This is a genomic window from Psychrobacter sp. CoH-33_TS_01, assembly GCF_058189395.1.
This window is the reverse complement of the sequence record NZ_JBVGQI010000001.1, coordinates 266,089-283,894: the sequence shown is the minus strand read 5'-3', so window position 1 is coordinate 283,894 and position 17,806 is coordinate 266,089. Positions and strand designations below refer to the sequence as shown.

Annotated in this window: 17 protein-coding genes and 2 tRNA genes; 10 read left to right on the top strand and 9 right to left on the bottom strand. The window is 44.3% G+C overall.

The annotated features are described in order from the left end of the window. Nucleotides 1–51 precede the first annotated feature (51 nt). From ACZ2XM_RS01240 to ACZ2XM_RS01230, 3 genes are all read right to left on the bottom strand, one after another. On the bottom strand, nt 52–408 hold the full coding sequence (locus ACZ2XM_RS01240) for a hypothetical protein (RefSeq protein WP_490587976.1): 357 nt from the start codon (nt 406–408) through the stop codon (nt 52–54). A 106-nt stretch (nt 409–514) separates the two neighbouring features. After that, nucleotides 515–2,095, bottom strand: a complete 1,581-nt coding sequence (locus ACZ2XM_RS01235) for a tetratricopeptide repeat protein (RefSeq protein ID WP_490587977.1) — start codon at nt 2,093–2,095, stop codon at nt 515–517. 133 nt (nt 2,096–2,228) lie between these two features. Continuing rightward, on the bottom strand, nt 2,229–3,842 hold the full coding sequence (locus ACZ2XM_RS01230) for a cardiolipin synthase (RefSeq protein ID WP_490587978.1): 1,614 nt from the start codon (nt 3,840–3,842) through the stop codon (nt 2,229–2,231). A 451-nt stretch (nt 3,843–4,293) separates the two neighbouring features. On the opposite strand from ACZ2XM_RS01230, the gene ACZ2XM_RS01225 reads away from it, so the two are divergent. Continuing rightward, nucleotides 4,294–4,369: transfer RNA gene (locus tag ACZ2XM_RS01225), tRNA-Val, on the top strand. Nucleotides 4,370–4,423: 54 nt separating this feature from the next. Next, a tRNA-Asp gene (locus tag ACZ2XM_RS01220) sits at nt 4,424–4,500 on the top strand. A gap of 398 nt (nt 4,501–4,898) precedes the next feature. On the opposite strand, the gene ACZ2XM_RS01215 is transcribed toward ACZ2XM_RS01220, so the two are convergent. Together ACZ2XM_RS01215 and ACZ2XM_RS01210 are read right to left on the bottom strand one after the other, a co-directional pair. Then, entirely contained in the window at nt 4,899–6,080 is a 1,182-nt protein-coding gene (locus ACZ2XM_RS01215; protein WP_490587979.1) for an MFS transporter, read from the bottom strand. 109 nt (nt 6,081–6,189) lie between these two features. Continuing rightward, nucleotides 6,190–7,254: an alpha/beta hydrolase gene (locus tag ACZ2XM_RS01210; RefSeq protein WP_490587980.1), complete on the bottom strand. Its 1,065-nt coding sequence runs from the start codon at nt 7,252–7,254 to the stop codon at nt 6,190–6,192. A gap of 195 nt (nt 7,255–7,449) precedes the next feature. On the opposite strand from ACZ2XM_RS01210, the gene ACZ2XM_RS01205 reads away from it, so the two are divergent. Further along, nucleotides 7,450–8,337, top strand: a complete 888-nt coding sequence (locus ACZ2XM_RS01205; protein WP_490587981.1) for a LysR family transcriptional regulator — start codon at nt 7,450–7,452, stop codon at nt 8,335–8,337. A 260-nt stretch (nt 8,338–8,597) separates the two neighbouring features. Here ACZ2XM_RS01205 and ACZ2XM_RS01200 read toward each other — a convergent pair whose 3' ends face one another. The 3 genes from ACZ2XM_RS01200 to ACZ2XM_RS01190 all read right to left on the bottom strand — a co-directional run bounded on the left by ACZ2XM_RS01200 (nt 8,598) and on the right by ACZ2XM_RS01190 (nt 10,617). Continuing rightward, entirely contained in the window at nt 8,598–8,957 is a 360-nt protein-coding gene (locus tag ACZ2XM_RS01200; protein WP_490587982.1) for a putative quinol monooxygenase, read from the bottom strand. Between the two features lie 161 nt (nt 8,958–9,118). Beyond that, nucleotides 9,119–9,880, bottom strand: a complete 762-nt coding sequence (locus ACZ2XM_RS01195) for an SDR family NAD(P)-dependent oxidoreductase (protein ID WP_490587983.1) — start codon at nt 9,878–9,880, stop codon at nt 9,119–9,121. A gap of 56 nt (nt 9,881–9,936) precedes the next feature. Beyond that, the gene (locus tag ACZ2XM_RS01190; RefSeq protein ID WP_490587984.1) at nt 9,937–10,617 is read right to left on the bottom strand and encodes a glutathione S-transferase family protein; all 681 of its coding nucleotides are present in this window, start codon (nt 10,615–10,617) and stop codon (nt 9,937–9,939) included. A 220-nt stretch (nt 10,618–10,837) separates the two neighbouring features. Here ACZ2XM_RS01190 and ACZ2XM_RS01185 point away from each other — a divergent pair, with 220 nt between their 5' ends. The 7 genes from ACZ2XM_RS01185 to ACZ2XM_RS01155 all read left to right on the top strand — a co-directional run bounded on the left by ACZ2XM_RS01185 (nt 10,838) and on the right by ACZ2XM_RS01155 (nt 16,157). Next, nucleotides 10,838–11,623, top strand: coding sequence for an SDR family NAD(P)-dependent oxidoreductase (locus tag ACZ2XM_RS01185; RefSeq protein WP_490587985.1), 786 nt, complete (start codon nt 10,838–10,840; stop codon nt 11,621–11,623). Further along, a complete protein-coding gene (locus ACZ2XM_RS01180) occupies nt 11,623–12,192 on the top strand; it encodes a TetR/AcrR family transcriptional regulator (protein WP_490587986.1) in 570 nt (189 codons plus the stop codon). The genes ACZ2XM_RS01185 and ACZ2XM_RS01180 overlap by 1 nt, the downstream gene beginning before the upstream one ends. 76 nt (nt 12,193–12,268) lie before the next feature. Continuing rightward, nucleotides 12,269–12,841 carry a DUF4334 domain-containing protein gene (locus ACZ2XM_RS01175; protein WP_490610507.1) on the top strand — a complete coding sequence of 191 codons (573 nt, stop codon included), beginning with the start codon at nt 12,269–12,271 and terminating at the stop codon, nt 12,839–12,841. A 424-nt stretch (nt 12,842–13,265) separates the two neighbouring features. Further along, nucleotides 13,266–14,099 (top strand): COG4705 family protein, encoded by an 834-nt coding sequence (locus ACZ2XM_RS01170; protein WP_490587987.1) that lies wholly within the window; start codon nt 13,266–13,268, stop codon nt 14,097–14,099. Nucleotides 14,100–14,331: 232 nt separating this feature from the next. Continuing rightward, nucleotides 14,332–14,766 (top strand): COG4315 family predicted lipoprotein, encoded by a 435-nt coding sequence (locus ACZ2XM_RS01165; RefSeq protein WP_490587988.1) that lies wholly within the window; start codon nt 14,332–14,334, stop codon nt 14,764–14,766. 191 nt (nt 14,767–14,957) lie between these two features. Next, the gene (locus ACZ2XM_RS01160; protein ID WP_490587989.1) at nt 14,958–15,359 is read left to right on the top strand and encodes a lysozyme inhibitor LprI family protein; all 402 of its coding nucleotides are present in this window, start codon (nt 14,958–14,960) and stop codon (nt 15,357–15,359) included. Nucleotides 15,360–15,527: 168 nt separating this feature from the next. Next, nucleotides 15,528–16,157, top strand: coding sequence for an SOS response-associated peptidase family protein (locus tag ACZ2XM_RS01155; RefSeq protein ID WP_490587990.1), 630 nt, complete (start codon nt 15,528–15,530; stop codon nt 16,155–16,157). A 15-nt stretch (nt 16,158–16,172) separates the two neighbouring features. Here the strand turns inward: ACZ2XM_RS01155 and ACZ2XM_RS01150 are convergent, their stop codons facing one another. Further along, entirely contained in the window at nt 16,173–17,804 is a 1,632-nt protein-coding gene (locus ACZ2XM_RS01150; RefSeq protein WP_490587991.1) for an SAVED domain-containing protein, read from the bottom strand. Nucleotides 17,805–17,806: the final 2 nt, after the last annotated feature.

The window sequence follows — 17,806 nt, the reverse complement described above, 5'->3', positions numbered from 1 at the left end:
TAGGTTACAAGTCACTAAACCTCAAAGTCTGTTGAAACTTCTTTTAGCGGGCTACTGGCTGACCTCGCAGACCTGCTCCACGACGAGCAATTGCGGGTACTGGCTGTAGTTTTTTTCATGATTGGCTAGCAGATAACCACTCAGACACAGGCGAAAGGACTGCATGACCAGGCTGGCTTGTTTAGCTAACGGCGTATCTGGCGCATTTTTTAATAAGCCTCTTTTATCGACTAGCAAGTAGGTCTCGTCTTCGGTCTTGAAAGTGGCGGCGTTGCCAGTTTTCACATAAATACCTTTTAGTAGCGCCACTTGCCTAGGCTCTGCAGGGTTAATATGACTGGAGTACGCCCGCATACTTAAGGTTGAAAACTGCAATAGCACTAATAATACGGGAATAAAGAATCGCATAGGATGCCTAGGGGACGTCACACTTTTGGACGCTGATGATAAATACTAACTGTATATAACTGCAAGTTATATTCATAAACTCCATGCATAAAATATTTATTAGGGTTTATAGCAGTAACACTAGCAGCAATGCTAAAAGACCTACGCCCACGAACAATAGCAAGTAGCGTTTATTCGAGACTTGCTCCTGCTGTTGCACGCTAGTCAGAATCTCCACTTGCTGCCATTGTTCAACGAGGTGCTGGGCTTCAGGATGGCCATTTTTCGCGGCCTGCTCTAGCCAATGCTTGCCTAGTGTTAAGTCTTGGCTAACGCCTAGCCCTTGATAATACAGCTTACTTAAGAGTCTTTGTGCTCGTGCATCATCGCGACTGGCGGCTTTCTGCACCCAACTGGTGCCTTCTGCCAAATCCTTATCTATCCCCTCACCCAACATCATTTGCATCGCCAATCGTAGCATGGCCGCGGTATTACCTTGCTCTGCTGATTCGGTCAATAATGCCACCGCCTCTTCACGCAGCACCGTATGACTTTCAGATAACTTAACCTCACTACGCGGCCGCTTCTGCGCCACTACAAACCCTTCAAAGACATCTAAGATTTTCACCGCCTTTTGGTACTCATCCACGCCCGCACTCTGTGGCTTAACCAAAGTATTTAAATCTTTTAGCAGTTCAGTATGCAGCGCAGCTAATGGGTCAGCCGCTGGCACAGCTAGTATAGCTACCTTAGACTCGCTAGGTCGCACAGCGGCCAAACTTTGCAAAGTTTCGTTTGCCAAAGTTGGTGCTTTCGGGGTAGTGACTAAAGCGGCCGGTAGCTTAGCCGTAGCGACTGGCTTGGCCTCGCTACTCGCTATCACTCCTGGCGCAGGGTGTAAAGGATTAGGGGTATGCAAATCAGGCGTGACTACAGGCTCATTAAGAACGGGCGCTAGCGTTTGCGTTAGAGTGGCGGGATTATTAGCCTCCGTTACTGCCTCTCCCTCCCCTTGCTGCCGCAAACTTCTATTTTGCGCAATGGCTGGCGCTATCTCTAAAGCCGCTGTTTGCTTAGCCAAATCAGCGCTAGCCGCCGCCGCACCCTCATCACTCATAGAAGCTGGTAAGCGTTTGCGCACCGCTTGATATAAGCCACTCTCTATCGGCTCGCCGGTTATAGAGTGAAACGGGCGATCAAGACTGGCAAATAATCTGGCACCAACGACTTCTAAGGGAAAAAATACGGCAGTTATCTCAGTAATGGTATTAAAGACATCCGTATGATGCTCTGCATAGCAATACTGACAAGCGAGCTGCTGATAAAAATCATTATTACCCCCAGCAGGCGCGTCTAAATTTGGGGTGACCGCCTCAATAATTTCGCTAATCTCTGGCACGGTTAGCCACTGCGAGGGTTGCTGCCATTGTCCCGCTAACACTTGACCCGCATAACGCCCCACAAACAATAGAAAACGTCGACCACTCGGCTGCGTCAGCAATGCCGCTTCGCTGATTTTACTCTCGAGCAATTCATGACGAATTTGCGATAAGAGTAAATCTAACCGTTTTAAGCTGGCCAGAGACCGATCTAATTGGCACTCTTGCAATCTTTGCGCATAGGCCATCGCCGTTTTATCATCGGCGACGCTTGCACTGTCAAGGTTGGTTGAAGGCGTCACAGGGCTAATGGGGTTATTAACGGGCATAAATTATCGTCTTCTATGCAAATAAGGGCTAGCAATATAGCCATAATATTCAAGGATTTGAGCTAAATTATTATAAAGGCTAAAACGTAAATTAAATCGTTATAATTTATCAGCCTTACTATTTTTAGGATCATTATAATAAGGGACTAAACAGCCGCATGCCATTATCAAATACGTGTTGAAAGCCATGACGCCGACGCCACTGCTCTAGGGTCAATAGCTCACAATGTTGCAGATAAGACTGCTGACAACGGGCCACTTGCGCTACCATCTCTCGAGAATAAATCGCTAGACTCACTTCCATATTCAAATAAAAGCTGCGCATATCGATATTAACTGTACCAAATAAGCAATAATCATCATCTACCACGACCGTTTTGGCGTGGAGTAAGCCGCCACGGAACAGTGCAATCGTCACGCCAGCCTCTAGCAACTCCGTATAATAAGCTTGTGAGGCATGTTGCACCATAAAAGAATCGACTTTTTTGGGAATAATCAGCGTCACCGCTACCCCACGCTTAGCCGCTGTCGTTAAAGCCCCTAACAATGCCTCATCGGGGACAAAATAAGGCGTGGTGATTTGAATACAGCGGTCGGCACGATGTATCACGGCCACCAGAGTATTATAAATAACATGGGCGGTGACCTGTGGCGCTGAAGGGATAAGCTGGGCAATTACCGGTTCAATCTCCGGCATGATTACGGTACTGGTCGCCCCTCGTGCTACAGCCACCGTGCCAGTGAGCGCTAAAGAATCGATATAGCGCCCTGCTGAATCATTAATATCGTTAATTCTAGGGTTACGTTGATACAGCTTGCGGGTATAAGTATTGATATGACCGCCCAAAGCCAGCAAGTTGGTATTGCTCTCAGCGCCAATATCGGTGACTACTACCTTCGCCATGGCGGTGACGACGCTGAGCGGCTGACGGCCCTTAATACGCACCATCAAATCAATCCACTGCCCGACGTTTTTATCCTGTTTAAAGTGAGCGGGATCAACCAGGTTAAAACTGCCCGTATAGCCAATATTTTCATCTATCACGATGATTTTGCGATGATTGCGTAGGTCAGTGCGGGTAAATAAGGTCTTGAATAAACCCACGGGTAAGGACTGATGCACCACGACCCCTGCCGCCTCTAGCGTACGATGATGCTCTGAGCCAAAAAAGTTAAAGCTGCCCACACTATCCGCTAATAAGTGACACTCCACGCCTCTTTGCGCTGCTGCTGACAATGCGGTTAAGACTTCTTTGACCTGACCTTCCGGATAGACAATGTAAAACTCCATTAAAATCATACGCTCGGCGCGATTAATATCGTCAATTAATCTAGAGAATAGCTCTTCGGCTTCGGTAAGTAGCTGCATTTTATGCTGATCAAAGACACCAAACCCTGTCCACGAGGTACCCATCCGACTGACCCCACGATAAGTCTCCGATAACAGCTCCTGACCTTGATCAAAGACGATCCGCTCACGCACCGCCATATCATTGAGCAGAGCACGCGCTTGCTGAGTACGTTTTAGATAACGCTGACCCACCATGGGCTCACCAATCAGCAAATACGCTATAAACCCAATAATCGGTAAAGCATATAATATCGCCAGCCAGGCAATCGCCACCCCAATATTGCGCTGTACCGAGACAATCCGCAAAGTGAGCAATATAATAGCGATGATATGCGCTATCAAACCCAGCTGCGCCACCTCAATCCATGACCAAGCCGTAAACAGCTGCTCAGGCACCCGAATATTTATGACCCTCTCCTTAATACTTAGCGTCGGACCTAATTGTTTTATTCTATCCTCTTATCATAGCGACTTGATGACGGCTGTCTATTTGTGAATCGTTATCGAGACTGACTTTCGCCTAGGTCTACGTTGCTAGGCTATGACTATGGCTAACCAAAATTATACCCTAGCCCCTAACGGGTAAATTTGCAGTAAAATTAAAATTATTGAAAATAAGATTTGACAGGCAAAGTTAAATGTATATAATACACATCCACAGCGACGGACCTTATTGATAAATTATCACAAGGTAGCGTTGTTAGAAAATCTGAGTTGGATGTGACAGTTACTTCTTGGATTTTTGAATGAAGATTTAGAGTTGATGCTTTAAGTTTTCAGAAAATTCCCTTTAAGGAATTTTCTCTTGCAGAGCCAAAAAAGCAGTGCTTTTTTTATACGCTCTTCAGGGTGATTAGCTCAGTTGGTAGAGCGTCTGCCTTACACGCAGAATGTCGGCGGTTCGAATCCGTCATCACCCACCACTATTTTAGTAAAGTGGATCTTTTAATTGAGATGAAATACTAAATACGACCTAAGCAGCGGTAGTTCAGTTGGTTAGAATACCGGCCTGTCACGCCGGGGGTCGCGGGTTCGAGTCCCGTCCGCTGCGCCATATTTAAAACGAATTCGGATGTTAAATCTGAGCAAGTTTCGCCCCATGTATTAGTTTACTTGGGGTTTTTTTGTGTCTGTAATTTTCCTTAAAGCCTTTATCCGTAAGGGTTAGTTATTCTATTTTTAAAAACTTCTAAGAAGCAATCTACTCTTTAATAATGTATTCTCTATAAGTCTGCGTACATGCACTCTGCCTTTTAAAAATCGGTGACCAACGGCTTGGTGACCAAACGGTGACCATTTCGTGACCAAGGTTGTGAAAAGTCTGGTACTACATTGAGACTCAGTTCTTTTGATTGGATAGGATTTCGGGACTTTAAGTGTCCTGTTTTTGACTAATATTAAGACGTTTTAATGCGCTTGCTCACACTCCTCTATCAAAACCCTTTGAAGTAGTTACCTAATCGCCAAACGCGATGTTAAGAACGCAGAAATTACTAAAATAATAGCACTCAACACAAACGTTGCTTGATAACCGCTATGATCAAATAATACCCCACCCAATGTTGACCCTGAAGCAATGGCCAATTGCACTACCGCTACCATTAATCCGCCACCAGCTTCAGCATTTTCTGGCAGCGTTCGAGCAAGCCAACTCCACCAGCCAACGGGTGCTGCTGTTCCTAACAGCCCCCATATACCGAGCAATATAGCCACAATCATGGTCGAGGTACCAAAGCATATTAAAGTCATTGCGATAGCGGCCATCATGATTGGAATGATAATCAAGGTTCCATAAAAACGACGATCTAAAAATATAGTAATAACACATGTGCCAATAAAACCCATCACGCCAATACCAAGTAAAATCAATGATAAGGTAGAAATATCAACTTGGGTAACGGTCTCTAAAAAAGGTCTCACATAAGTATAAAGTGAGAACTGCCCCATAAAGAACAAACTGACTGCCGACATACCAATCATCACTACAGGATTGCGTAGTAGCCCTAAAATAGAGGGAGGCTTGTCAGTCTTGTCCCTCGTGACTTGCATGGAAGGCAAACTGATCCACTGCCAAATAAAGGCCAGTATGGCGACAGGAACCAGACAAAGAAAAGCACCGCGCCACCCAATAACTGAGCCAAGATAACTTCCTAAAGGGGCAGCAATGACCATTGCCAATGCGTTGCCACTGTTAAAAATTGCCATGGCACGAGGGACATCTGAGCTTGGTACTAAACGCATCGCCATCGCCGCTGACATTGACCAAAAGCCGCCGATCACCATCCCTAGCAAAGCGCGACCTATCATGTAAAGCATATAATTTTGCGCAAGTGCAACAATAGCTGCTGAGATAGCCATGATGGCGGTTAATAGCAACAAGAGCGTTTTACGGTTCATGCTGCCTGCTACACGAGAGACCGTCAGACTTGTGATCACCGCAAAAGCACCTGAAATGGCAATACCTTGGCCCACCATTCCTTCACTGATTTTGAGGTCTACTGCAATCGGCGTGAGTAGACTCACCGGCATAAACTCTGAGGCAATTAATGCAAATACGCACAAGGTCATGGCAAAGACCCCACTCCAGTAAGCGGGCTGTTCTGTATTTCTTTCTATTGCTTTGGTGCTCAACATACACACTCTCGATATTGTATTAAGACGCTATTAAAAAAAGGATTTTAAACTAAACCAAAAACCGGCCATCACGTAGCCGGTTATTTTGATGACTGACGACCTTACTTTTTTATTTCAAATTTTTGTTAAAAAAGTCGGTTAACTTGGCAAAGGGAATTTTGTCCATACGATCATATAAATCTACGTGAACTGCATTGGGTATGATCATCAACTCTTTTGGCTCAGCAGCCTCTTTAAAAACATCTTCGCTCATATATCGAGAATGAGCATTTTCGCCAGCTATCAACAGCATGGGACGCGGTGAAATTTCTTTTAGATGAGCTAAAATTTGCATATTCGTCAACGACATTGCAGAAGTCGTTGCCCAAGCACCGTTTGAATTAACGGAACGAGGGTGAAAACCACGAGGGGTTTTATAGTACTCCCAATATTCTTTGATAAACTGTGGCTCGTCTCCTGTCAGCGTGTCCTTATTGGTTTTTGCACCATATTCAGGGGTGCCGTTTTCAGCATCTTTCCAACGCTGCAGGCTTAATTGCTCCAACATTTTTGTACGCTCTGCAACTGTAACTTTATCGTTGTAACCCTTTGAGCTAACTCTAGGAATATCATACATACTGGTTGTCGCTACGGCTTTTACTCTTTTATCTGCGGCTACAGCGTTTAACGCAAAACCACCAAAGCCACAAATACCAATGATGCCAATTTTATTTCTATCCACATTTTTTTGTAGGCCTAAAAAATCTACTGCTGCACTAAAGTCTTCGGTATTAATATCCGATGAGGCAATATTACGAGGTTCGCCACCGCTCTCACCTGTATATGAGGGATCAAAGGCAATAGTGACAAACCCCTGTTCTGCCATTTTTTGCGCGTATAGTCCTGATGATTGTTCTTTCACGGCACCAAAAGGCCCACCAATAGCCAACGCTGCTAATTTCTTACCTTCATAGTTTTTCGGTGTGTAGAGATCTGCGGCGAGCGTGATGCCATAACGGGTCTTAAAAGTTACTTTTTGATGGGTGACTTTATTACTTTGAGCAAAGGTTTTATCCCATTGTTGTATGAGTGGTATGGTGGCTGTGGCAGCATGGGCCATATGAGTCGCTCCAAAGAGGGTTGAGCTAACAAGTAAGCCCAAGCTAAACTTTTTTAACATTGATGGTAGGGTCATTGGTCGTCCTTTGTGATGGCAAATAAGCAATTATCTGATTATCATTCATAAGATTTGAGCGGAAAGAGTCAGGTTATAAACAAGACAAAGTTGTTTATAATATATTCTGTAAAGTCATGAGATTATCTTATACTTCTACAATTCTAGTGATAATACCCATTTTTTAACTTTTATTTATTCACTCAGGTTCTGAATATGCGACAGCAAGAGGATTATAATGAGCTGTATGCTTTTTTACTGGTCGCTCAAGAAGGCAGTTTTACCAAGGCCGCTATCAAACTTGGCATATCGCAATCTGCCTTGAGCCGCTCCATTAAGTTATTAGAGCAGCACCTAGGTCTACAGTTATTCACAAGAACCACTCGTAGCTTGTCTTTGACACACGCAGGTGAAGCATTATTTGTGACCGCTGAGCAGAGTTTTGGGTCATTAGATAGGCAGTTAGAGGGGCTGAAGCATTTACGCGAAACGCCTGCGGGGTTGGTGCGCATTAGTGCGGGTCAATATGCTATTGATAAAGTGCTGTTACCGAAGCTGGCTAAATTTAAGCAGCTATATCCTGATATTAAATTGGAGTTGATCAGCGATACGGCTTTGTCAGATATTATCAGCACACAATTTGACGCGGGCGTTCGTTTTGGCAGCTTAGTCACCGAAGGTATGATATCGGTGCGTATCGACTATGATGAAGAGATTGCAGTGGTCGGTTCGCCAGACTACTTTAATGAGTTTGGCTTTCCCAAAACCCCAATGGAGTTGAACGATCACAATTGTTTGGGCTATCGATTTATGGGGGGCGGTATGTATCACTGGGACTTCATGATTGAGGGTCAACCCTATAAATTGAAGACGCAAGGACAATGGGTGTTTTCGACTGATTATTCAGTGATTAATGCCGCAATAAGAGGACTGGGCATAGGGTATGTGCCCATCGATATGGTTAAAGATGAGCTAAAGAGTGGCAAGCTTATTCATATATTACGAGAGTTCAGTCATACTTTTGACGGCTTTCATTTATATTATCCGCATCACAATGTGTCCCCTGCGCTACGAGCCGTTATCGATACTTTAAAGCTCAAATAATAGATACTCGGGCCACAAAGTATCCAGACTTTTCCTACGAGAATCGCGATTGCCCTATCACAGATGATCGGACAAAAAGCGGGCCATATTATTAATAATGTTGATGTGAATGAAATCACTTTCAGACCAACTGCTCAAGTTTTATAATGATGATTTTAATTGCTTATTATTGAGATTCATCATAGTAATCTAGCCTAGATATTTTCTAATAGGACGCTCTACAAACTGTAAAGCATCTTTTTTAGGTATCTCTAAAAAGTCTATCGCGTAACCTCACGATAGCGACTATAACGGAAGAAGTGTGGACCTTCATACTCTTCCCAAAAGCTCATAGTAAACTCGCCAATGGCTCGAACTTCAATGAGGTCAACTGAGGCATGAAAGTCTGCTTGCCCATCAGCCGTTACCTCAAGATGTTTAGCAACCGAGGCCTCATCCATATAGCGCTCGTGTTGTAGAAAACTGCCATCTTCATCACGGAAAATCTGGTATTCCAAAACGTAAGGCTCTTCTGCTTTGGTAACGGGCAGAACCTTATCGAGGTAGCTCTGAAACAAGGCTTCTTTGCCGGGCTTAATAGTGTAACGGAATAGAACATCGAACTGTTTATTATTGGTCATAATCGTCCCTAGAGATAGTTGTAAATTGGTTGAGGCTTAGGTCATTGAAATGGCCATATTTGACAGCGCCTATTCCCAATAAATATTAATGTATCAGTATGATGAGATGCTTTCTAGACCACAATAAGCCGAGAAAGTATCGCAATGGTAAAAGAAGCGGTTTACAGCAGCTGCCCACCTGAAATATCAAAGGTGGTTCCGTTTGCCCACGACATGTCATCAGATAAAATGGCTGCGACAGCCTGACCGATGTCGTCAGGTAAGCCCACCCGTCCTAGCGCAATGCCTTGCGCCACATAGGCGTTGACCTCATCATTATCACGCACTACTCCTCCGCCGAAATCAGTAGCAATAGCACCAGGAGCGATCGCATTTACCCGAATACGACGCTCACCAAGTTCGAGCGCCAAATAACGGGTGATAACTTCAATCGCCGCCTTGACTGAGGCATAGAGGCTATAGCCTGGCAATGTGAAACGCACCAAACCAGACGAGACATTCAAAATGCGACCGCCATCCTGAATAAGAGGAAGCATTTTTTGAGTCAAGAAGATAGGCCCACGCAAATGCGTAGAGACGAGTGAGTCGAATTGCTCTTCGGTTGCCTCTGTGAAATTGGAGGAAATACCGTTACCGGCGTTATTAACGAGAAAATCGAATTGTTCACGGTCAAAATTGGTTTTTAGAGTCTCAATCACTTGCTCAGAAAATGCTGGAAAGCTTGAGGTATCGGTGACGTCGAGTGCCAGCAATGCTGCCTTACCGCCTAGCGCCTCAATTTCTTGCTTTAGGGTTTCGGCTTCTGCAGCACTGCTATGATAAGTGCCAATGATATGAATCCCACGCTTGGCTAACTGAAGAGCCATGTTGCGTCCAAGGCCACGGCTAGCACCAGTGATAAGTGCGATTTGATTAGACATCATTTATCTCCTAAATAATAATATTTCATAAAAGCCAATCATGATGTAAAAGGCTGCTGCTATTGGTCATTTGCAGGTAAGTTTATCTGTCCTGAAAATGATTCCAATGCCGCTTGCGCAGATTTGCTCGACTGCATTCGCTTGAACCAAGCAGCAATATTCTTTCTAGCAGGATTATTAATCCAATCGCCAGTAGGTGACATCGTAAACATAAACCCGAAGAGAACGATATCTGCCAACATCATTTGATTGCCGCAAATAAATTCTCTATCGGTCATATCAGCATCTAGTTGATTCATGCCTTTATCTGCAAGGAGTCGATGGTAATGCTGGCTCTCTGGTGAAAGCACACGGAAACCTCTATAGTAACTTTCAGCCTCGTCACTGCCACGCCACCAAGCAACGATCGGCTCAGCAATTTCTAAATCGATACGGCGCGTCCACATGCGGGTAAGCGCCCTTTCTTCAGGCGTATCACCGAGTAGGGAACGACCACCAACAGCGACCTCATCCAAATACTCACAAATCGCCGTGATTTCAGTAACAACTCTGCCATCATCCAGTCGTAACGCAGGCATTTCACCTCGTGGGTTAATATTTTCACAAAAGTAGCGACTGCGGTTTTCTAGTGTGCCTAAGCTAATAATTTCAGTATCAAACTTTAATCCACCTCGTTCGTGCATAAACATTCGTACTGGCATAACGTTTGGGCTTGGGGATTCAGCATCGTAAAGCAACATAATAGGGGCAATCCTTTTTTTATAAAAAATTAAATACTTTGTTCTATTTGCGACCAGCTAGCCAGAAATTATTACAGCACCAGTGATAGCCAAAATATAAAAACGGTACTAATAGTACCACTTCATGTTAATATATAAACTAATAATTTCACATACTAATGTGGCAAAATCGTTAATACCGCCACACCCTAACTTGGCAATATCATAGTGAGTAATAACCATGAGTGAACAAGTTCTTATAACAGGTGGTGGATCAGGCATCGGACGCGAGTTTGTCCGTCTTTTCTTGAAAGATGGCGCGAACGTCCTCGTTGCGAGCCTCGTAGAGGAAGAGTTGGCCCAGCTGCACATCGATTTCGTTGAATTTGGCGATAAACTCAAGACGCTCGCAATAGATTTGTCAGAGTCAGACTCCGCAGAAGCACTTATCGCGTGGTGTGATAAGTCCGGGCTTGTTATTGACACCCTAGTCAACAACGCGGGGTTTGCAACCTTTGGCGAGGTTGTCGATGCAGATCTTAGCCGCATTGAAAACATGATCCATCTGAATGTCATCACGACGACCAAACTGTCGGCCCTATTCGGCGCGCGGATGAAAGAGCGTCGTAGTGGTAACATCCTCAATGTTGGCTCGACAGCAGGCATGGTGCCGTCAGCGCGGTTTGCAGCTTATGGTGCCACTAAGGCCTACGTGAACCTCTTCACTTTTACACTTCGCGGAGAGCTGGCTGAGTATGGCGTCAACGTCACGTGCCTGACACCCGGTGCGACTGACACGAAGTTTTCACAAGCAGCCAATATCGATGGCTACGAGGGCAAGTCGATGTTGAAAGATTTATTTGCCTCTGACAAAGCCAGTTCGCCTGCAGAGGTGGCACAGGCGGGACTCCATGGAATGCGTGAAGGCAAAGCCCATGTGTTGTTCGGCAAGGGGTCCGTTATGGCCTCACTGGCTTCGCACCTGCTGCCGGCCTCCACAATCCCTATGCTGATGAAGAATACCTGATGGCTATACCAGACCCTGTACCACAGCGCAAAGACGCCAGAAAAAACCGAGCACGCATCCTAGACGCAGCCGACACGGTATTTCAAGTCGACGATATTGATGTTTCCCTGGATGCCGTGATCCTTAAAGCCGGGGTTGGACGAACGACCTTCTTTCGTCACTTTGCTGACCGCCCCACTCTTCTTGCCGCGCTACTTGAGCGTTCAATTGATGAACTAGCCGAGGAGGCCGATCGAGTCCAGGAAGACCCCAATGGCCTGTTGATTTTTCTGGAGTTCATGGCCAGTCGCATGGGAATGAGGGCCAATCTAGTTCGTTACTGGAATGCAGCCGATCCCCATCATCCTGCGGTACAGAACGCATTCATGCGATCCCAGCAGATATTTACCAACCTTATCAACCAGGCCCAGGCCCAGAGCCTCTGTCGTACGAAGCTGACCGCCGAGGATTTAATCATGATGGGACGGATGATTGGTGGTGCGCTCAACGGCTGTGATCCAGCCCATCGGGCAACGACGGCCAAGCAAGCCTTGAGTCTCTTGCTGGATGGCCTCAGGCCTAGACACTAACTAATTAGGTACTAAATAACTATGTACTAAGTAACCCGCAACCCATTTGAATCCCCCTAAAAGAGAGTAACGCGTTATGAACAATATCATGTTTACGCAACAACAAGCCCAACTGGACACCCTGTCTAAGGGAGCGACAATCGAGCAAGTTTTGGAGTTTTTTGATTCCCTTGAGGCTGTGCCTATCGCTAGCATGATAGGAAGTTGGCGCGGTAGCGGCATAGCGACCGACCACCCCTTAGACGGTATGCTTGAAAGCTTCAATTGGTATGGAAAACGATTTCGTAGTACTGAAGAGGTTGATCCTCTAGTATTCACTAAAAAAGATGGCACGCTCTTCGCTATCAATCCAGCGATGCTACCTATTGGAATGGTTAATAATCCTCCTAGCATCGCCAACACTAACGCCGCAAGCCTACTCTTCAAGTTGGGTAGCACCGCGCTCCAAACTAAGGAACCGGCAGCCCGACTAAGGATGACAGAGTATCGTGGTGTGCTCTCAGCGACGATGATTTACGATCGCCTACCAATCAACGACGTCTTCCGCATGGTCACCCCTGATGTGGTGATTGGCGCCATGGATATTCGCGGTAACGATCAACCTTTCATGTTTATCCTGAAAAGAGACCTAAATACACACGTCAATTAAGGGGTCATATATTAATGTGATTGCGAATTATAGTCATAGGCGCAGCGGCTGTAATCGGCGGTGGGCTTTTTTATCAAGTACGAAGTGCGCCCATCGAAAGCACTTTTTATACCCTCCTTGATAGCTCTTTTGTTATGAGCAAGTTTCGCCCCATGTATTAGTTTACTTGGGGTTTTTTTGTGTCTGTAAGCAAACCTCAGCTGCTAAAGATACTGGGACTAAGACTAGCGCCGACCAATACCCTTATCGCTACTGGCTCATAAGCCACGGTCACAAGCCAAATCAAGATTTTATATCGTCAGCATTTCTCCTTTGTTGTAAATAGCAAATAGCGCCAAATCTTGACGCAATCTTAACGCCTCCATCGCTATTTTGGCAGCTATACCCACAGACAATCTGTCGGTGACTTATCAAGGAGCAGGCCATGACGGTGCCCATCAACTACCACGATCGTAGTAGCAACAATAATAGCGACTATAACCCTAAGCCTATACCTCCTGCGCACAACACCCTGCAGGCCGCTCTCGCCAAGGTGCCTGAAGTCACCCTATTATTTTGGCTAGTCAAGGTGGCGGCCACGACTTTAGGAGAGACTGCTGGTGATGCGCTATCCATGTCCCTCAATTTAGGATATCTGGTCAGCACCGGCATATTTGCTGTGATATTCGCGCTAGCGGTGGCGGCGCAAATCAAAGCCCGTGGTTTCAATAAATGGCTGTATTGGGGCACGATCATTGCCACCACTACTCTTGGCACCACCATTGCTGACTTTGTTACCCGCTCTATGGGCATCGGCTATGCAGGCGGCTCTGCCTTATTGGTGGCTTTGCTAGGGTTGTGCTTGTTTGTCTGGCACAAAAGCATGGGCAGCATCGCTGTAGACAGTATTGTCAGTCCACGCGCTGAGGTCTTTTATTGGACCACCATCATGTTTTCGCAGACGCTAGGTACGGCGCTTGGCGACTGGGTCGCTGACACTAAAGGTATGGGGTACACCACCAGCGCTATTATCTTTGGTAGCTTATTGGTTCTAATCGCCGTGGCGCACTTTACTACCAAGATCTCCAAAACCCTCTTATTTTGGAGCGCCTTTGTGCTTACACGGCCTTTGGGGGCTGTATTGGGAGACTTTTTGGACAAACCCTTAAACCACGGTGGCTTGGATCTAAGCCGCTTTGGGGCATCGGCTGCGCTATTGGCTTTTATCGTGATTTGTCTGTTGGTCTTTAAGCAAAGAGCCAGTGCTAAAGCGCATTGATTGCTAGTGACAAAAATAGGGCTGCCAGTTACTTAACCTTGCACAATGACACTTTTGGTTGCCCTATCTTAACGCTTTCTTAATGTGCCCTGCCCTATGCTGAGTTATGCCGACCCGTTAGTCTTAATGCTCTGTCACCAAACTCAAAATAAAGCATTAAATCCAGTCTGGTTGAATGAAAGTTAGCAGTCTTCTTATCATAATGACTTCACTATTATTAAAAGGTACGATTATGAAAACTCTATTATTAGCGACTCTCGCTACCTGCACATTAGCCTTTACCGGTTGTACTACGCTGAAAAATGTAGCGGGTAATGATACTACTGGTACTCATGAAGTCCACTCTGCACAAAGCCGCACGGCCCCTGTAGCCAGTGAAAATGGTGTATTGGTCGACTCTGCCAACCACATGACCCTTTATACCTTTGATAAAGATGAAATGAACAAGTCAAATTGTGGCGCGGTATGTCTAGTCGCTTGGCCGGCTTTCTTAGCGCCGCAAGCGTCAAATACCAAAGGTCAGTTTTCCACCATCCAACGTGAAGATGGCAAGTACCAGTGGACCATGAACGGCAAGCCTTTATATTTCTATGCCAACGATACCAAGCCTGGTGACAAAAACGGTGATGGCAAATTTGGCACTTGGGATGTAATTAAAACCAAATAATCGCTAACAAATTTAAGATTACCAAACCCTAAGCACTTTTCGCTTGGGGTTTTTTATGGGGGATAGTTTTAAAAGTAAACTCTCATAAATACAACACTGAGAATTAAAAAAATACAATAGCCATAGGATGACGGTGGATTGGCGGTGGTAAGCTAATAGTCACTACAAATAGTTCATTATAAGGAAGTTTTATGCCTTCACTATCAGCCGTGAATAAAATCAGTATGAGTCTAGGGCTAGCGACAGTTTGTTTATTGGGCAGCGCGCAGGCTATGGCTGCTGACTCGTGTAGTAACCCGCAAACCCAAGCTGATATGAATCAGTGTGCTAGCCAAGATTACAAGAATGAAGACGCTCGCCTGAATCAAACTTATAAAACCCTACGTGGCCATCTGACGACGAAAGAAAAATCCCAGTTAAAAACAGTACAGTTAGCTTGGATCAGTTATAGAGATAAGTCCTGTGAATTTTCTACTAGAAACTCGGTAGGTGGCAGTATCCATAGCTTAGAGAAAAACTCTTGTTTGAGCCAGATGACTGCAGTACGACGGGGTGAATTAGAGCAGGAGATTGAATTGCTTAAGTCGCGTTAGGGTTAAATTATCGCGTTCTCTATATAGGGGCGTATGGCCTTTCAGGTAAAGTAAGTCCGCGAAATCCAACGATATCATTCACTGTTTTAAATACAATAATAAGCTGTAGTTACTATAAAATAAGAAGCAAACAAGCCCCTCTAAAATGACGCATAAAAAGGACTGACCATGTGCTCAAACTTTGAACCCGCTACCCTTGATCAAATCGAAGTAATAATAGAGTCGCAATATGCGTTGAATCTTGACGGCCCTTTAGCTGACTATAAACCCCACGTCTATCCCAAAGACTACTGCCCTATTATTATCCCTACAGAAGACGGCATGACCGTGGTCGCTGGTCAGTTTGGCTTAAGCCCGAAGTGGGCTGATAAGCCTGTCGACTACTCTACCTATAACGCTCGCTTGGAAGGTATCGAAAATAAGAAGACCTTTGAGCCGCCGTTTACGCACAATCAATTTTGCCTTGTGCCCATAAAAGCGTTTTTTGAGCCGTACTATATCGATGGTAAGAATCATTGGCAGCGCATCTATCAAAAAGATGCTGAGGCCTTTACCATTGCTGGAATGTTTGAGTTTAACCCACACTTTGATGAACCCATCCATACCTTTACTTTGCTGACGCACAATGCTGATGATGAAGCGTTTATGAGCCAATTTCATCAGCCAAAAAAAGAAAAGCGCTCTATCGCCTTGGTTGAAGCGGATAAAAGAGCGCAGTATTTAGAGGCTAGTCATAAGGAGATTATGGCTTTGATGAGTAAGATTGAGGGGGGTGGGTTTGCTTTTGGGGAGGATTAATCTTCCTGAAAGGCCTCAACGGCAGTCTGCGTTAATACACTCCACAAGAGTATTATTACCATCGTTATGTATCCTAAGCTTAGGCTCCATCATTTCCTGATTAAAATCATAAACTAATAACTCGGGTTGAAATCTATCTATAGCCTGACCAATATATACACACGCAGCATTTGACGCACAAACCAATAAATGGACGGTTTCAACACTATAAGTTTCATTTAAATCTGTAAGGATATTTTTAAGTTTAACAGCCAACTTTTCACCTTCAACAGGATGTGCAACAGAACCATTTCCATAGGCATAATCTTTAGGATATATATTAATAACAGGTATCGAAGATTGCTGTTTTCCTTGTAGCCATGCAATCGTTTTATCTATTTTTGGAGCGGGAGCTGTTAATTTGACACTCACTATTACCTGCTTATGTTCAGGTTCTATTAAGGCCTCTTCAATTATTATGGCATCACTTCTTGGTTCAGAACGGGGCCAAGTCCAACTATTCGCATCCCTATAGCGCAACATGGGTATTAATTTTGATTTATTTCCGAATTTAGCTCCAAAGCCGATTAACGATGAAGATGGGCCAAAAGCAAATACCGCTATTCTCTTTTCCTCAGCCAGTAATTGTATCTTCTCAACACATTGCTTAATAAATGTGGGAGATTTAGCATGGAAATCATCTACACATTCAATTGATTCATTTTCACCATAAGGTAAAGAAATAATATTATCTAAAGCTCTATGATTTACTACACTTAATGATTTCGCAATTGAGATTGAACAAGGCTTTTCTATAGCCTGTCCATTAACTCCCCATGGAATGAAAAAAATAGGTACTGGAGAATAATTCAAAGCATCAAGTAACTTATTACATAACTCAATATGATCCTCACGCATTTTTTCTAATCTTGATGCTGGATAATCAATACTTGCTACTCTATCTACCAAACGATGATGGATATCACATAATAGAAGAACATTTTTTGGTTCGTCTGCTAAATTTGCTGACAAATAAAGTACTCCCCTTGGACCATTTTCAGAGGCCGCAATATTGTGAGCTAAATAACCAAAATTGCCTCTATGACCAGTCAAGGAATCTAAGTCTAATCTTTTTCCACAGCCTGAAAACATGCACCTACCATGACTCTCTTGCATCACTATCCGTTTAGTTTCTTGACTAAATCCATCACCTCTTCCCTTACTCTTCTCTCGACCTGTCTGCCAACGATTGAATAATTTTGTAGTTTCCTTACTATTAAGGTTTTTAGATTCAATACTGATATCATTCCATAATAACTCAATATCTCCTATTTCTTGTATGTCTTCTAAAGTGAAATCTTCCTTCTCAGAAACCTTAAACGTAGCCTGTAGTTGATAGCTCTCACTTACGTAAGAAACTAATTTTTCATTACCTTCACCTTCAAGAGAAAACCTAAAGACATCAATTAATTCATCATCATTGAATAGTAGTGTCAGTAAATTATGATATTTTGCGTCAGAAAATAAACCAATTTGGTTCCATTGCAACCCTTTACTTTGAATTTGATCTAGATATTGTTTTGCTGAGTCAAGTTCGGTAAATATAGTTTTACCTAAGGGTTGATCTTGAGAAGTCTGAACTATTTCAGGTATGTTATTCGAGGTCATCT

Excerpts from the sequence above, each read along its gene's own strand:
- ACZ2XM_RS01200 (WP_490587982.1), bottom strand. The coding sequence starts at position 8,957 with ATGACCAATAATAAACAGTTCGATGTTCTATTCCGTTACACTATTAAG.
- ACZ2XM_RS01190 (WP_490587984.1), bottom strand. The coding sequence starts at position 10,617 with ATGTTGCTTTACGATGCTGAATCCCCAAGCCCAAACGTTATGCCAGTA.
- ACZ2XM_RS01175 (WP_490610507.1), top strand. The coding sequence starts at position 12,269 with ATGAACAATATCATGTTTACGCAACAACAAGCCCAACTGGACACCCTG.
- ACZ2XM_RS01205 (WP_490587981.1), top strand. The coding sequence starts at position 7,450 with ATGCGACAGCAAGAGGATTATAATGAGCTGTATGCTTTTTTACTGGTC.
- ACZ2XM_RS01185 (WP_490587985.1), top strand. The coding sequence starts at position 10,838 with ATGAGTGAACAAGTTCTTATAACAGGTGGTGGATCAGGCATCGGACGC.
- ACZ2XM_RS01195 (WP_490587983.1), bottom strand. The coding sequence starts at position 9,880 with ATGATGTCTAATCAAATCGCACTTATCACTGGTGCTAGCCGTGGCCTT.
- ACZ2XM_RS01160 (WP_490587989.1), top strand. The coding sequence starts at position 14,958 with ATGCCTTCACTATCAGCCGTGAATAAAATCAGTATGAGTCTAGGGCTA.
- ACZ2XM_RS01170 (WP_490587987.1), top strand. The coding sequence starts at position 13,266 with ATGACGGTGCCCATCAACTACCACGATCGTAGTAGCAACAATAATAGC.
- ACZ2XM_RS01235 (WP_490587977.1), bottom strand. The coding sequence starts at position 2,095 with ATGCCCGTTAATAACCCCATTAGCCCTGTGACGCCTTCAACCAACCTT.
- ACZ2XM_RS01180 (WP_490587986.1), top strand. The coding sequence starts at position 11,623 with ATGGCTATACCAGACCCTGTACCACAGCGCAAAGACGCCAGAAAAAAC.
- ACZ2XM_RS01165 (WP_490587988.1), top strand. The coding sequence starts at position 14,332 with ATGAAAACTCTATTATTAGCGACTCTCGCTACCTGCACATTAGCCTTT.
- ACZ2XM_RS01215 (WP_490587979.1), bottom strand. The coding sequence starts at position 6,080 with ATGTTGAGCACCAAAGCAATAGAAAGAAATACAGAACAGCCCGCTTAC.
- ACZ2XM_RS01155 (WP_490587990.1), top strand. The coding sequence starts at position 15,528 with ATGTGCTCAAACTTTGAACCCGCTACCCTTGATCAAATCGAAGTAATA.
- ACZ2XM_RS01240 (WP_490587976.1), bottom strand. The coding sequence starts at position 408 with ATGCGATTCTTTATTCCCGTATTATTAGTGCTATTGCAGTTTTCAACC.
- ACZ2XM_RS01210 (WP_490587980.1), bottom strand. The coding sequence starts at position 7,254 with ATGACCCTACCATCAATGTTAAAAAAGTTTAGCTTGGGCTTACTTGTT.
- ACZ2XM_RS01150 (WP_490587991.1), bottom strand. The coding sequence starts at position 17,804 with ATGACCTCGAATAACATACCTGAAATAGTTCAGACTTCTCAAGATCAA.